Origin of the sequence: Shewanella sp. NFH-SH190041 (assembly GCF_024363255.1) — a bacterium.
Lineage (GTDB): Bacteria > Pseudomonadota > Gammaproteobacteria > Enterobacterales > Shewanellaceae > Shewanella.
The window spans coordinates 380383-394634 of the sequence record NZ_AP026070.1; the positions used below are offsets into that span (position 1 = coordinate 380383).

Below are 14252 nucleotides of genomic sequence, written 5' to 3' on the forward strand. Positions count from 1 at the left end.
ATCGAGGAAAAAACAGCCCGGCTTTAGCCGGGTTGTTTGTTGCTGTGAAGCGTAAAAATAGGTTGAATTTCTGTCAGTCCTATTGGCATTAAAGCCATTTTTTACCGGACTCAGTCAAAAGGTGGAAAGGATGACTGAAGGATTGTTATCACTGGAAAAAAAACACGGTCAGCACTAATTTTAGCAAGATAACAATCTCAATAATCATGGCTTTTTACCCGGTAATTTGCTGTGCCCACCGGATAATGCTGACAGGAGTGGAGCGATGCAGGCAATTCAATATCAACAGGGGCAACCCTGCTGGATAGAGTTGGCAGCCCAGAGTACAGAGACTGCCAAACCCTTTTATGCGGCGCTGTTTAATTGGCAGTTGGCTGATATTCCCTTACCTGATGGTGCTTATACCATGTTCAGTATTGAGGGGCAGAATCAGGGAGCCATGTATCAGATTACTGCCGCGATGGATTTTGTGCAGCCGGGCTGGAACATCTATTTTGCTGTTGATGATATTGATGCTGCGGTGGCCCGAGCCTTGGCTGCGGGGGGAACGGTGAGACTGGCACCGCAGCAGGTGGGAGATGCCGGGCGGATGGCAATGTTGTCCGATCTTGAAGGTGCTGGTTTTTGTTTGTGGCAGGCGGGAAAGCATCAAGGCGCAGCCAGTTTTGGAGGCTCAAATAGCTTGTGTTGGGTTGAGCTGGCGTGTCGTGAGCCGCAAAAGGCGCGGCAGTTTTATCAGGCTGTATTGGGGTGGAATATCCGTGTGCTGGAGGACGGTAAACAGCCCTATTCTGAATTGAGTCAGGGTGATATGACTTTTGGTGGCATTTTACCCATGGATGAAGATTGGGGAGATATGCCCAGCCATTGGATGCCCTATTTTAGTGTTAGCGACAGTGATGCCATGTTGGCGATGGCGCAAGATCTTGGTGCCAGCGTTTGTGTTCCCGCGACAGATATTGAGGGCGTTGGTCGATTTGCGGTGATTAATGATCCCCAGGGGGCACCACTGTCAGTGATTACGCTTAGCTGTTAAAAGTTACCAATACGATGAGTGAAAAAAATGCCCGTTTACGGGCATTTTTTATAGCGCCTTAATTTAGTTACCGGCTAGCGCAGTAATACAACGACATAATTTCGCGGCTAGCTGAAATGATCAGTCCTCAAGCCGAAATTTATTGGCGCAACTGCCTTTGTGGGCTTTATCCGCCTGTTGCAGTAGGGCTGGTAAGGTACCTGTCAGCGAGGCTGGCAACTGTAGTTGAATTTCGGTCAGCATGCCGCGTTTGCACTGTAGTTTGACTTTGCGATGGGCGCCAGAGCCAAAACTGGCATCAAAAGCGCGGTTCCATTCATCTCGGGTGACTTTTCGTCCCTTATGTTCATGAATAAATTCACTAACAAAAGCCGACTGATTTACCTGCTGGGTTAAGGTTATGGCTTGGGCAAAATATTGCGCCGGATTATCACTCATACAAGTACCGTGTTTCCAGTATTCATGCCGTTGTAGACAAGTGCCGAATTTAGCACTGGGCATCACCTCGTCAAGCTGGCTGCGGACATCGCCACGTAAGTCTAGGGCTGGATAATCACAAAATCCGCCAGTTTTATGCTTCACTTGGCCACAATAGCCATATTGGCTGCCACAACTGCGTTGATTCGGCCACAAGCCATGTAGGGTGAAACTGTTGCCCGCTGGCATTTGCGGGTGTTTACGTAGCGCCTGACATTCGGCTTTGTGGCGACCTCCTAGCTCACAGAAGGCTGATTGCCAACTCAGTGCCAGAATATAGCTGTCCTGTTTACCCTTAGTTGAACAACTTGATGCTGACGTTTTGCTGCCTGTGTCAGCCTTATTGTGGCTAAGGCCATTGACGGTGCCGCAGTCAGCAGCGACCCAGCGCAGGGGTGATTGATTGGCTTGGGTATCAATTCGGAGCCATTGTGGCTGGTTTGGTTTGCCCAACATTTCGCGAATACGATATTGCTGACCGGCTGCAGTTTGTTCATTACCCGGGTTGGTGCGCTTATTTTTCGATTGATACAAGGGACAGGGCTTGGTGGCAATAAACTGGCCAGAGGCTGGTGCAGCTTGAACCTGTGCCGTCAGACTGATGGCAGCCAAGAGTATAAAAGTAAGAAATTTAGTCATGGGAATATGCTGATTGATAAATATCGCGATTTTGGCCGTAAGCTTACTCATAGGTGTTATCTGGCTGAATGGCTAACACGGCAGTTTGTGATAAAAGTGGTGTTCTATCATTTTTTTCATCCGGCTTTAAAGGACGACGCGGCTGATCGACTCATGAATAGGCAAAAAAAAGCTGAACCCTGGAGTCAAGTTCAGCCAATGGTAACAGGGGCAATGCGAAAGAGGCATTGGGCGCTGTCCAAATTAGTATCGAATTTATCTATGTCATTTTTATGACAATTATCCTTAATAAGTTCACTTCAACCTTTCGTCTTACTTATGACTATGTTTGTCCATGGAGCAAAAAAGAAGCCGTTCCGGGAGGCGGATACGGCTTAAAAGGACTGCTGAATAAGTCGGGATACAAGTCGAAACAGGGATAAACCGAGAGGGCTGTTCCTTGTTTCCAGGGCTAGATTAGCCCGTAATAATTATCTAAAACAAGCGGGTTAAGCTGATTTCGAGTCTATTCCTGCTCACTTAAATATCTATTTAATATTATTATTTTAAATCAATTATTTAATTTGGTGCTCTGTTGTTTTTTCTGCGTTTTACTATCCTTGTTATAGGCTAATTTCAATAAGATTAAGGATAAAATTGAGTTTCTGGTTTAATGCGAGTGATTTTTTGCCATCATGGTTTTATAGGCTATTTAGCCGGTGGATATATCAGCTTGAGATGGGCATTTAGAGTACAGCTTTAAGCATCAAGTGCCTGCAGCGTTAGCTACACCGCAGGCATTTGTTGTTTAATCAACGCTGACACTTAACTTTTCATCTCGTGTCAGCATTATGGGCAAGGATGCACTATCCATTATTAAATGATATTTGCTCCAGTGGTTTATAGCGATCACTATGATGCTTTTTTACTCCTGTCGCGTTTGGGTTGCATCAGACTGGATTAAGGTTCGCCGGTACAGGAGCAAATACAGTGCCGGCAGCACAAACAGGGATAATAGTGGCGCAGTGATCATGCCGCCAACCATAGGCGCGGCGATTTTTTGCATCACTTCATTACCACTGCCGCTGCCCCACATAATCGGCAACAGGCCAAAGAAGATGGTGGCTACCGTCATCGCTTTGGGGCGGATACGCATGACAGCACCTTCCATCAGGGCAGCCTTAAGATCCGCTTCGGTATTAAAGTTACCGCTGCTGCGACGTTGTTTAATCGCGTTGTTAAGATACACCAGCATTACCACACCAAACTCTGCCGCTACCCCCGCCAAGGCAATCATCCCTACTGCCACCGCCACTGATAGATTGAAATTCAGCAGGTACAATAGCCATGCCGAGCCAACTAAGGCAAAGGGCAAGCTCAGCATAATAATGCTTGCTTGCAGCATGGAGCCAAATGTCAGCATCAACAGGATAAAGATCACAGCCAGCATCATGGGGATCACGGTTTGCAGTTTGGCCTCAACCCGCTGCATATATTCATACTGACCGGCAAAGCTGTAACTGTAGCGCGGAGGCAAGGTTAGCTCTGCAGCCAATTTTGCTTTCGCTTGGTCGATATACTCGCCGACGGACATCTGCTGGATATCAACAAAGACCCAGGAAATCAGTCGACCATTTTCACTTTTCAGCATGGGCGCACCATCACTGATGCTGATCTCCGTCAGGTTTTCCAGCGGCAGATAGTGCCCCGAGCGAGTGACCACAGGTAACTGGCGCAGTTGCTCAATATTATCCCGTAGCTCCCTTGGGTATCTCAGGTTGATGGGGTAGCGCTCTGCCCCTTGTACTGACTCTCCTATGGTCATGCCGCCGATGGCGTGGCGCACGACATCCTGGATATCCGACAGTGTCATGCCATAACGGGAGGCAACTTCCAGCTTAGGATTGATATCAATGTAACGTCCTCCACCGACCCGTTCGGCATAGGCAGAGCGGGTGGCGGGCAGGGTACTGAGTATGGCCTCGATTTTTGCCCCGATTTGTTGCAGTTGGTTGACATCTGCGCCGGTGATCTTGATACCCACTGGAGTTTTGATGCCAGTGGACAGCATATCGATACGGGTTTTAATCGGCTGCACCCAGGCATTGGTCATGCCGGGGATTTTCACTCTGGCTTGCAGTTGACTGATAATGCCATCTAAGGTCATGCCTTCGCGCCACGCATCTCTGGGCTTAAGCATAATGGTAGTTTCTAGCATGGTGAGCGGTGCGGGATCGGTTGCGGTTTCCGCCCGGCCGACCTTACCAAATACCCGGGCGACTTCCGGTACCGTTTTGATTAACCGATCGGTCTGCTGCAGAATTTCAGCCGCTTTACCGGCACTGATCCCCGGCAAAGTGGTGGGCATATAAAGTAGGTCCCCCTCTTCCAATTCCGGCATAAACTCCCGTCCCATTTGGCTGTAGGGATACCAGGCGCTCAGTAATGCGACCAGTGCTAGCGCCAGGGTGAGTTTGGGATATGACAGCACTAATTTTAACGCGGGGCGATAAGCAGCGATTAACACCCGACTGATGGGATTACGTTGCTCTGGCGGGATCTTGCCGCGGATCACATAGCCCATCAGTACTGGCACCAGAGTAATGGAAAGTATTGCGGCAGCGGCCATGGCAAAGGTTTTGGTGTAGGCCAGCGGGGTAAATAGTCGCCCCTCTTGCGCTTCCAGTGCAAAAACCGGAATAAAACTTAGGGTGATGATCAGCAATGAGAAAAATAGCGCTGGACCAACTTCAGTGGCTGCTGTTGCGACGATTCCCCAGTGCTCTGTTTTACTGGGTAAGCGACCATGTTGCTGACGGAATTGCTCCAGATGTTTGTGTAGGTTTTCAATCATCACGATGGCACCGTCAACAATGGCGCCAATGGCAATGGCGATACCGCCCAAACTCATAATATTGGCGTTCACCCCCATATAATTCATCACAATAAAGGCGCAAAGGATCGATAGCGGTAAGGTGATTACCGCCACTAAAGTGGAGCGGGCATGTAACAGAAACAGCAAGCAGACCACTGCCACAACCAACATCTCTTCCACCACTTTATGTTGCAGGTTGTCCACTGCACTGTTGATCAGCTGGGATCTGTCGTAGGTGGGGACTATCTCGACCCCGGGCGGTAGGCCGGATTTCAGCTGGGTCAGTTTGGCTTTGACCGCGTCAATGGTGGCTAAAGCATTTTCTCCATAGCGCATCACCACAATGCCGCCGACCACTTCCCCTTCGCCATCGAGCTCGGCAATACCCCGGCGGGCGGCCGGGCCAATGCGCAGAGTGGCGATATCTTTCAGTAGCAAGGGCGTGCCAGCCGGGCTGGTGATCCCCAGTGGGATATCACCAAAATCGGTCAGCGTCTGGCGATATCCCTTGGCTCGTACCATATATTCAGCTTCAGCCATTTCCACCACTGAGCCACCCGCTTCGCTGTTGGCGCGGGTGACAGCCGCTTTGACCGTGGCAATATCCAGCTTATGCAGCGCCAGTTTGTCCGGATCAAGGACGATTTGATAGGTTTGCTCCATCCCGCCAACAGTCGCCACTTCGGCCACCCCAGCGACACTTTGCAATTCCAGTTTCAGATACCAGTCCTGTAGGCTTTTTAGCTGGGCTAAATCTAAGTTTCCGCTGTTATCCACTAGGGCGTATTCATAAATCCAGCCGACCCCGGAAGCATCTGGCCCCAATGCGGGTTGTACCCCGGCAGGAAGGCGGGCGGAGACCTGGCTTAAATATTCCAATACCCGGGAACGGGCCCAGTAAATGTCCGTGCCATCTTCAAAAATGACATAGACATAGGAGTCACCAAAAAAAGAGTAGCCGCGAACGGTTTTGGCACCAGGTACGGCCAGCATGGCGGTGGACAGGGGATAAGTGACCTGTTCCTCCACCAATCTGGGGGCCTGCCCTGGATAGGGGGCTTTGATAATCACTTGGACATCGGACAGATCCGGCAGGGCATCAAGCGGCGTTTTACGCAGCTCCAGTATGCCCCATGCCGCCAGCATTGCCGCCAGCAGTAACACCATCACCCGCTGATGCAGGGCTGCATGGATAATTTTATTTAGCATGAGCCTTTCCTCAATGGTTATGTGGACTGCTTAAGCGCAGTAGACTGCCTTTGAGGCTGGCCTCGGAGTCCAGTAAAAACTGGCCGGAGATCACGACTTGCTCTCCTAATTCCAGGCCGCTGATGATTTCGGCTTTGCCCTGGCTTTGCATGCCGACTTTGACTTGGCGAACGCTAAAACGATTATCCGCTTGTTTGATGATGACTCGATTGGCTTGGCCGGTTTGGATCAATGCCTCGCGGGGTATGGTCAGCGCCTGACGTTTCGCGCCACCAAACAGTGCTACTCTCGCCAGAGTATTAGGGCGCAATGCCGCTTTGGGGTTATCCAGCACAATCCGTACCCGCAGGCTGCGGGTCACTGGGTCTAGTTCTGGATAGATATAATCCACCCGTCCTTTGATATCGCGGATATTCAATGCGGGAAGGGAGATTTCTGCTTCTTGTCCTACGGCTAACCAGCTTTGTTGGTTTTCAAACACATCGGCAATTACCCAAACCCGGGATAAATCCACCAGAGACATCATTTCTGTTTGTGGTTGGATATACATGCCTTCGCGGACATTAAGGGCTTTGACGACACCGTCTTGCTTGGCATAAAAAGGCACGCGATAACGGGTTTTACCACTGTCTGCCAGGTGTTGTATCTGTTGCTGGGTTAGCCCCAGTAATTCCAGCCGCAGACCCGCTTTCCGCACTAACTCCTGATAGCTTTGGCTGCTGTCGCTGGTCGCGGATGATTGGCGGCTTTGTTTTAGGGTTGCCAGTGCCAGCAGATAATCATCTTGAGCATTAATAAGCTCTGGCGAGTAGATCTCATATAAGAGTTGGCCTTTGGTGATTTTCTCTCCGGCAGATTGCACTTTGAGGGTTTCTATCCAGCCATTGACTCTGGCATGGATATGGCTGATTTGACCCTGGTCGTATTCCACTTCTCCGACGGTGCGTACGTATTTCCACAGGGTGCCGCGTTTTACGGGGGCTGTGCGCAGGGCGAGTGCCTGCTGCATGTCACCAGAGACATTAATGCTGATTTCTTCACTGCTTTGGGCTTCTAGCTCAACCCGTTCCAAGTTCATGCCACAGATAGGACAGGTACCCGCTTCATCACTGACAATTTGCGGGTGCATAGGGCAGACATACTGATGGGTTGCGTGTGCCGCAGCCGGTGCTGAGATAAGCGGTTTGGGTTGGCTGAGTTGTACTGTAGCTAGGTTGTGAGTATGGCCTTTATTGCTAGTTAGCTGCTGAGTTTCTGCGTCTGCGTTTGCGTGGTCGTGATTGTGCTCGGCTGGTTGTTGCGGCGTGAGAAACATATTGCAGATCGGGCAGCGGCCGGGCTGGTGGCTGGTTTGCTTTGGATGCATGGGGCAGGCATACAGGGTTGAGGCTGGGCTGCTCTTGGTTGAGGGGACTGTCGTTTGAGCCGGTGGCGCATCAGCTGGCGGCGCTTGCTCATGGTTTGGGGCACTGGATATTGATGTTTGTGCTGCGTAGGTGGGGTAACTCCCCAACCCTATGGTGAGTAAGAGTATGGCAGTGGATAACAAGGTTTTGCCCCGCTGTGGTAAAAGGTGCAACTGCGCTGGATATGCAGCCTGATATGACCGGACGATAACAGGAGTCCGGTAGCAAGATTTGTTCATGAGTGACCTCAGTTTTTATCTTCGCTGGGCCAGCACAACAATGTTATGCCGGCCCGGAGCTGTTAGTGTCGGGAAGAATGATGATGCATATGATTATGATGGTCCTGACAGCGGCTTTCTAACGCCATACCGCATTTAGGGCAGTTATCACCTTCTGCGCCGGTCATATCGGCATGCCTTGGGCAGTGGGGTTGGGCGCTTGCGATAAGATCCATACCGCATTTGGGGCAGGTGTCATCCTGGTTACCGACGACTTCTGGATGCATTGGGCAGTGATATGTTTGATGGCTGCCGGTCAAATCCATGCCGCATTTGGGGCAAGTATCGCCTCGTTCCCCGACAATTTCTGGATGCATTGGGCAGTGATATGTTTGATGGCTGCCGGTCAAATCCATGCCGCATTTGGGGCAAGTATCGCCTTGTTCCCCGACAATTTCTGGATGCATAGGGCAGCTATAATCTGCGGTATTTTGATGATGTATCTGGGCTTGGGCCGGGGTAGTTCCCAGCAGCATCATGGTGGCGAATACAAGACTGAATAAAATTTTCATTGGTGTCACTCCATCTGATTGATGGCCGCTACCGTATGGCTGCAATTATGCTGTAGCAAATGGCAGACCCAGTAGTCGGCTGCATACTTATTTACCTGAGATAATGGCTCAGTGAGGCTGAGCAAATAGGGTTGCAAGCGCTGCAACCTAGAAGGATCAGGCTATTGGCGGGCGAAGCGCCTGAGATAAGGACACAGAGTGGAAGTGAGGCAACTTGGTGGACACAGCGGCTTCAGAAGGAAAACGTTCCGGCCAGTAGTTGTCACTGAGCAGAGTGCCTGTTACCGAGATAGTCATACAGTGGCCGCAGTCTTCACTACAACCATTATTGCCATCACAGCAGTGGGGAGCTGATGCCGGTGTTTGGCAACAGTCCATTTCTGCTATCGGGGATGACAAATGATCAGTATCGCAAGGGTGGGATGATGACAGAGATGCTGTGATATGTGAGAGGGGGGCTGAATCTGGCTGAGCAATCACCTGTCCACTCAATACCATGCCCTGCAATAAAATTGCCAGCACAGTAAATAGCGATAACAGTCGATGTTGCAGCGAAATTGGCATATCTACCCCGTCATGAAAACGATTTTAGTGTATCACAGCATTTCCCGTTAAGTGGATATCTCTTTACAGAAAAAAACGATTGAATCTAATTTGGGATAATAACTTTTTGATGTGTTCTTGTGGGTATAAAAATATCGCGATGACAAAAAAATGATTATTTTTATGCTTTGATAGTGATGTTGAAAATATTGGGTATAAATAACTGCCCAAAACATAACGGAATATTCTATCAAAAGTCAGAGTAATTAAGCTTTGATTAATATTATCGGATGTTTAGTCAGTCAGCACTTCGTTTGTATGATGCTAATTTAGTGATATTGATGGAAATGTGGAAAGAATCACGGTTAACCCTATCTTAATTATGATTTACTAATCAACAGGAAAACTCAGGTTTATTCGCTATTTCACGATAATTAAAGTTGAGGTGAATTATGATTTCTGTCACAAATTTAAAGTGTAAAAATAATAATTCGATCTGTGTCTCATTTTTATATTAAAGCAGCGGATTTCGCAGTGATATCGGTTCGGTATCAAATTTATTAAAAGTCAAAAAACATAAAATACGAAAATATAATTCCAGATTCCAAAATTTATAAAATCGGAGAGAGTGATGAACTGGCGTGCTTTATTTAAACCCAGCGCAAAATACTCAGTACTAGCACTGTTAGTGGTTGGTATTGTGATTGGGGCGATCGGCTTTTTTGCCACCCAACAGACGCTGCATGCAACCAGTACTAATGCCTTTTGTATGACCTGCCACGCAGGGCATTCACTGGAGCAGGAAGTGCTGCAATCCCCACATGGTGCTAACAGCGCTGGTATCGTAGTGCAATGTCAGCAGTGTCATATTCCTCAGGAGCCTTTTGCTTACCTGATGAAGAAGATCGTGGTATCCAAAGACATTATCGGCTTTATGACCATTGATGGTTTTGAAACCCAAGATTGGTTGGAGACCAACCGTAAGCAGCAGGCTGAGTTGGCTCGTGACTTCCTGCGTTCTATCGATTCTTCAACCTGTCAAAATTGCCATAACCGCATTTATGAGACTCCATCTCCAGAGATGAAGAAAATGGCGGTCAGAATGCACGCGATGAACTTTAAAAAGCCAGCCGATAAGAGAAAGACCTGTGTTGACTGTCACCGCGGTGTAGCGCATCCATATCCTAAAAACTAATTATTCTGGATGACGCAACCTTAATTGGAACGCATAAAACCCCCGCCTAAGTGCGGGGGTTTTCTTTTTTGGCATGTTATTGCTGAGGACGGTTTGTCATTGCGGTTATCACCTGTAGCCGATATGCCAGCAGACTGAAAGCGCCAAAGGTAAACACGCTCAGATAATCTTTGCTATTCAGTGACAGCAAAGGTTTGAATGCAGTGTGGAAAATTGCCAGCTGAATACTGTGCATTAGCAAGGTTATGGCCAGCATAAGATATAGGATGACACTGATCTGGCCGCCCAGCGGTTGGATCAGGTTGTACAGCATGATTAGCCAAGCGCCGGCGGTCAGCAATTTGCCACCCCAAATTATCCATTTCATTGTGTTATCTCAGAGTCCGGTTCATACCGGAACAGACGGTAACATACCTGACCGGCCTTTTTTTCCTTTAGTGGCTGCCAGCTTACAGGGACTGTCAGGGATGTGAGCTCGGTTTCAGTTTCCACATAAATTAAGGCGTTCGGCTTAAGCCACTGATGTTGTATCAGGGCATTAATGCAATTTTGTGCCAGCCCTTTGCGAAATGGCGGGTCAATAAAGACCAAATTAAATCCTTCGCTTGGCGTCGAATCCTGAGGCGCACGTTGCCCAGCCGGCCCTTGGGCCAGCAATGCCAGAGAATCGCCAGCAATTACATCGGCCTGTTCACATTTCAGGGTGCGCAGATTTTGCTGCAATTGGGTGACAGCACTTTTTTGCAGTTCAAATACTCTGGCGTAAGCGGCATAACGGGAGAGTGCTTCCATCGCTAGTGCACCGCTGCCACCAAAACAATCCAACACTCTCGCTGCGGTAATTGAACCGATCAGCCAGTTGAATAGGGTTTCCCGTACTCTATCTGTGGTGGGGCGCAGGCCTTCTAAATCCTGAATGGGTAAACGACGTGACCGCCATTGCCCCGCAATAATCCGTACCTGCCCACTGCCGGGTTTGTTTCTGGCCATCGTGCCCCCATGATTTTGCCTGAAGAAAGAAAGTGGTAGACTATGCAGCCTTATTCGGAGCGATATTTTACATTAACTTGACGGTGAAAGGTGAGCGCTTCTTCACCGCAATAACCCGCATTGGCGCTGTATTGCACAGGTCCTGGTGCAAGGCGATACACAGGCGGATGTGACAGTAACCAACTCATTTAACGGGTTGGTTCTTTTGATCAGACATCTGAATCTGCCCCGCGGGCGATCCATCAACAATTAATCTAACCAAGACTGGTAGCACACATGGCAAAAAAAGGTTTCTTTTCCTGGTTCCGCAGAGATAAATCCAAACAAGATGATAATGCCGCGGAATTGGCAGCCCAGCAGGCAGAGGCCGAGCGTCTAGCGGCAGAGCAAGCTGAAGCAGAAAAACAAGCCGCAGAGCAGGCCGAAGCTGAACGTCTTGCTGCGGAAAAATTAGCGGCTGAACAAGCTGAGGCAGACCGTCTTGCTGCGGAAAAGCTGGCAGCGGAGCAAGCCGAAGCAGAACGTCGTGCTGCGGAAAAGCTGGCAGCAGAGCAAGCTGAGGCAGAACGTTTTGCAGCAGAAAAGCTGGCAGAAGAGCAAGCTGAAGCAGAACGTCTTGCTGCGGAAAAGTTGGCAGCAGAGCAAGCTGAAGCAGCACGTCTTGCTGAAGAAAGATTGGCAGCAGAGCAAGCCGAAGCGGAACGTCTTGCTGCAGAAAAACAGGCTGCAGATCAAGCTGAAGCAGAGCGTTTAGCTGCAGAACTGCTAGCTGCAAAGCAAGCGGAAGTGGAAAGATTAGTGGCTGAACAAGCCGAGGCAGCACGCCTGGCAGCGGAAAAGCGGGCAGCGGAGCAAGCCGAAGCAGCACGCCTTGCTGCAGAAAAGCATGCGGCTGAACAAGCTGAGGCAGAGCGCCTTGCTGCGGAAAAATTAGCGGCTGAACAGGCTGAGGCAGCACGTCTTGCATCGGAAAAGTTAGCAGCGGAGCAAGCCGAAGCAGAACGCCTTGCTGCGGAAAAATTAGCGGCTGAACAAGCTGAGGCAGAGCGCCTTGCTGCGGAAAAGTTAGCAGCGGAGCAAGCTGAGGCTGCACGTCTTGCTGCAGAAAAATTGGCAGCGGAGCAAGCCGAAGCAGCACGTCTTGCTGCGGAAAAATTAGCGGCTGAACAGGCTGAGGCAGCACGTCTTGCAGCGGAAAAGTTAGCAGTAGAGCAAGCCGAGGTAGCACGTCTTGCAGCAGAAAAGCATGCGGCTGAGCAAGCTGAGGCAGCACGCCTTGCAGCAGAAAAGCTGGCAGCGGAGCAAGCCGAAGCAGAACGTCTTGCAGCGGAAAAGTTGGCAGCAGAACAAGCTGAGGCAGAACGCCTTGCTGCAGAAAAGCATGCGGCTGAACAAGCTGAGGCAGAACGCCTTGCTGCAGAAACGCAGGCGGCTGAACAGGCGGAGGCTCAGCCAGAACCTCAGGCAAAACCGGCTAAGGAAGGTTTCTTTGCGCGGTTAAAGCGCGGTCTGATGCGCACCAGCGAAAATATCGGTTCCGGTTTTTTGAGTTTGTTCCGGGGCAAAAAGATCGATGATGATCTGTTTGAAGAGTTGGAAGAGCAGCTGCTGATCGCTGATGTGGGTGTAGAAACAACAACTCGCTTGATCGATAGCCTGACTGAACATGCTAGTCGCAAACAACTTAAAGATGCTGAAGCTCTGTATGATCTGCTACGTCAGGAAATGCAGGATACTCTGGCCCCAGTGGATGTGCCTTTGGTACCGGAAAATGCCAATGGGCCTTTCGTGATCCTGATGGTTGGGGTTAACGGCGTGGGTAAAACCACCACCATAGGTAAATTGGCCAAACAATATCAGCGTGATGGTAAGTCAGTGATGTTGGCTGCGGGTGATACTTTCCGTGCCGCGGCGGTAGAACAGCTGCAGGTATGGGGACAGCGTAATGATATTCCCGTGATTGCCCAGCACACAGGAGCTGATAGTGCCTCGGTATTGTTTGATGCATTGCAAGCTGCCAAGGCTCGTGGTGTTGATGTGTTGATTGCTGATACTGCTGGACGTTTGCAGAATAAGAGCCATCTGATGGAAGAGCTGAAAAAAGTGGTGCGGGTGATGAAGAAATTGGATCCCGATGCGCCGCATGAAGTGATGCTGACCTTAGATGCCAGTACCGGCCAAAATGCCATCAGTCAGGCACAGTTATTCCAAGAAGCAGTGGGTGTGACTGGTATCAGTATCAGCAAGCTTGATGGCACTGCCAAAGGCGGGGTGATCTTTGCCATTGCAGATAAGTTCGGTATTCCTATTCGTTATATTGGTGTGGGTGAACAGATTGATGATCTGCGCCAATTTAATGCCAAAGACTTTATTGATGCCCTATTTAGCCAAGATAAAACGGCTCAGGACAATCACTGAGAGCGACAGCCATGATTCGATTTGAGCAGGTTAGCAAGGTGTATCCCGGTGGGCAAAAGGCGCTGACGGATATCAGTTTTCATCTTAAAAAAGGCGAAATGGCATTCTTAACCGGTCACTCAGGGGCCGGTAAAAGTACCCTGCTCAAGCTGATGACGGTGATTGAGCGTCCCAGTGCCGGTAAGGTATGGATTGATCAATATAATGCCGGTGAATTAAGTCGGGCGCAGGTGCCACTGTTGCGGCGGCATATCGGCATGATTTTTCAAAACTATCACTTATTGATGAATAAGAGTGTGTTTGACAATGTGGCTTTGCCGCTGGTGATTGAGGGCTTTTCGCTCGGCGAGATCCGTAAACGGGTTCATGCGGCGCTGGATATGGTTGGACTCTATGGCAAGGAAAAACATGCGCCTGTGATGTTGTCTGGCGGTGAGCAACAGCGGGTCGGTATTGCCCGGGCTATCGTCAATAAGCCGGCATTACTGTTGGCGGATGAGCCTACAGGTAACCTGGACCCCAAATTGTCGATGGATATTCTGCGTTTGTTTGAAACCTTCAATGACGCAGGGACCACGGTACTGATCGCGACCCATGATCTGGGGCTGATCGCCCGGATGAAATACCGCACCCTGACATTGAAGCAGGGACGGATGTTGGGAGCCGATGAACTGGCTTCCGCCGGTTTGTAAGGG

11 protein-coding genes are annotated in these 14252 nt (G+C 49.7%); 4 read left to right on the forward strand and 7 right to left on the reverse strand.

The annotated features are described in order from the left end of the window. The first annotated feature begins 265 nt into the window (after positions 1 to 265). Complete coding sequence (locus tag NFHSH190041_RS01750) at positions 266 to 1036, forward strand: VOC family protein (RefSeq protein ID WP_261923610.1); 771 nt, start codon at positions 266 to 268, stop codon at positions 1034 to 1036. Positions 1037 to 1156: 120 nt separating this feature from the next. Here NFHSH190041_RS01750 and NFHSH190041_RS01755 read toward each other — a convergent pair whose 3' ends face one another. From NFHSH190041_RS01755 to NFHSH190041_RS01775, 5 genes are all read right to left on the reverse strand, one after another. Further along, positions 1157 to 2203: a ribonuclease T2 family protein gene (locus tag NFHSH190041_RS01755; RefSeq protein ID WP_261923611.1), complete on the reverse strand. Its 1047-nt coding sequence runs from the start codon at positions 2201 to 2203 to the stop codon at positions 1157 to 1159. Positions 2204 to 3056: 853 nt separating this feature from the next. Next, positions 3057 to 6215, reverse strand: coding sequence for an efflux RND transporter permease subunit (locus NFHSH190041_RS01760; RefSeq protein ID WP_261923612.1), 3159 nt, complete (start codon positions 6213 to 6215; stop codon positions 3057 to 3059). A 10-nt stretch (positions 6216 to 6225) separates the two neighbouring features. Continuing rightward, positions 6226 to 7860, reverse strand: coding sequence for an efflux RND transporter periplasmic adaptor subunit (locus tag NFHSH190041_RS01765; protein ID WP_261923613.1), 1635 nt, complete (start codon positions 7858 to 7860; stop codon positions 6226 to 6228). 62 nt (positions 7861 to 7922) lie between these two features. Next, a complete protein-coding gene (locus NFHSH190041_RS01770; RefSeq protein WP_261923614.1) occupies positions 7923 to 8411 on the reverse strand; it encodes a heavy metal-binding domain-containing protein in 489 nt (162 codons plus the stop codon). A gap of 156 nt (positions 8412 to 8567) precedes the next feature. Next, positions 8568 to 8975, reverse strand: coding sequence for a hypothetical protein (locus NFHSH190041_RS01775; RefSeq protein WP_261923615.1), 408 nt, complete (start codon positions 8973 to 8975; stop codon positions 8568 to 8570). Positions 8976 to 9585: 610 nt separating this feature from the next. On the opposite strand from NFHSH190041_RS01775, the gene NFHSH190041_RS01780 reads away from it, so the two are divergent. Next, on the forward strand, positions 9586 to 10149 hold the full coding sequence (locus tag NFHSH190041_RS01780) for a NapC/NirT family cytochrome c (RefSeq protein ID WP_261923616.1): 564 nt from the start codon (positions 9586 to 9588) through the stop codon (positions 10147 to 10149). A gap of 76 nt (positions 10150 to 10225) precedes the next feature. Here the strand turns inward: NFHSH190041_RS01780 and NFHSH190041_RS01785 are convergent, their stop codons facing one another. Then, the gene (locus NFHSH190041_RS01785) at positions 10226 to 10516 is read right to left on the reverse strand and encodes a DUF1145 domain-containing protein (RefSeq protein ID WP_261923617.1); all 291 of its coding nucleotides are present in this window, start codon (positions 10514 to 10516) and stop codon (positions 10226 to 10228) included. Then, on the reverse strand, positions 10513 to 11139 hold the full coding sequence (rsmD, locus tag NFHSH190041_RS01790; RefSeq protein WP_261923618.1) for a 16S rRNA (guanine(966)-N(2))-methyltransferase RsmD: 627 nt from the start codon (positions 11137 to 11139) through the stop codon (positions 10513 to 10515). Before rsmD ends, NFHSH190041_RS01785 begins: the two co-directional genes overlap by 4 nt. A 276-nt stretch (positions 11140 to 11415) precedes the next feature. On the opposite strand from rsmD, the gene ftsY reads away from it, so the two are divergent. Beyond that, on the forward strand, positions 11416 to 13557 hold the full coding sequence (ftsY, locus tag NFHSH190041_RS01795; protein ID WP_261923619.1) for a signal recognition particle-docking protein FtsY: 2142 nt from the start codon (positions 11416 to 11418) through the stop codon (positions 13555 to 13557). Positions 13558 to 13568: 11 nt separating this feature from the next. Continuing rightward, positions 13569 to 14249: a cell division ATP-binding protein FtsE gene (gene ftsE / locus NFHSH190041_RS01800; RefSeq protein WP_261923620.1), complete on the forward strand. Its 681-nt coding sequence runs from the start codon at positions 13569 to 13571 to the stop codon at positions 14247 to 14249. The last annotated feature ends 3 nt before the right edge of the window (positions 14250 to 14252 follow it).